The sequence below is a fragment of the Myxococcus sp. CA039A genome (assembly GCF_013336645.1).
Taxonomy (GTDB): Bacteria; Myxococcota; Myxococcia; order Myxococcales; family Myxococcaceae; genus Myxococcus; species Myxococcus llanfairpwllgwyngyllgogerychwyrndrobwllllantysiliogogogochensis.
In genome coordinates this window covers 1-936 of the sequence record NZ_JABUMQ010000706.1, presented here as the reverse complement: position 1 = coordinate 936, position 936 = coordinate 1, and the positions used below count along the sequence as shown (strand labels likewise).

Annotated in this window: 1 protein-coding gene and 1 pseudogene; both read right to left on the bottom strand. The window is 72.0% G+C overall.

All coding sequences use genetic code 11. The features are described 5' to 3' along the window. Positions 1 to 461 (bottom strand): ABC transporter permease (locus HR086_RS47160; RefSeq protein WP_174468940.1); only part of this gene is annotated, 461 nt, incomplete at its 3' end. A gap of 23 nt (positions 462 to 484) precedes the next feature. Then, positions 485 to 936: pseudogene (locus HR086_RS47155) on the bottom strand (efflux RND transporter periplasmic adaptor subunit); the annotation flags it as partial.

Below are 936 nucleotides of genomic sequence, written 5' to 3'. Positions count from 1 at the left end.
GCCCCCAGCACCACCACGCGCCGCCGACCCCGGTCCTCCGCGTCGGTGAACATCCGGCCCGCGACGACGCGGGACTCGTTGATGCCGAAGTACGCCGGCCACGTGCCCACCACCGACAGGTTCGCGTTGCCCGCGCCGTACTCCACCTGGAAGCGCGACTCGATTTCCGGCGCCACGGCCTGGATGTGTTTGGCGTTGGTGCGCAGCGCCTCCGCGTCGTCGATGGTCATCGACGCCTGACCTCGACCGAGGCCGCCCGAGAAGGACTGGCCGGGGCGCACCGTCAGGACATTCGTCCCGAGCGTCTTCAGCCGCTGCTCCACCGAGCGCTGGGCTCCTTCGCCCAACGCCACCATGGTGATGACCGCCGCGATGCCAATGACGATGCCGAGCATGGTCAACAGCGACCGCAGCTTGTTGGCGAGGACCGCGTCGAACGCCACAAGGATGATTTCACCCATGACCTGCCTCCTCCTCCCGCCGACTAACGACCGCCGCGCCCACCGCCAGCACCACCACCCATGCCGGGCATCATTCCGCCCCCTGCCTGCCGCATCCGCTCGTTGCGCTGCGCCTGCTGCTGCTGGAGCTGCGCCACCGACACGAGCAACACCTGCTCGCCCGCCTCCAGCCCGCTGATGACCTCCGAGCTCTCCCAGTCACTCATGCCCAGCACCACGCGGCGCGGCTCCGGCCCCTTCGCGCCCTGCACGAAGACGAGCCCCGGCCGCGTGTCGCCCTGGGCCTGCTGGCCGTCGCGGTTGCCCCGGTTGCGCCGGCCTTCACCCGCGCCGTCCTGACCCGCGGCCGTCGCGGGAGTCGCCACGTTCACTGGCGTGGCCGTGCCCGCGCCCACGGTGCCCTTGTCGCCGCCCGCCACGGGCGCGCCCTCGGTGCCACCCGTCGACGCCGGGCCCTGTGGAGCGGTGTCCGCGC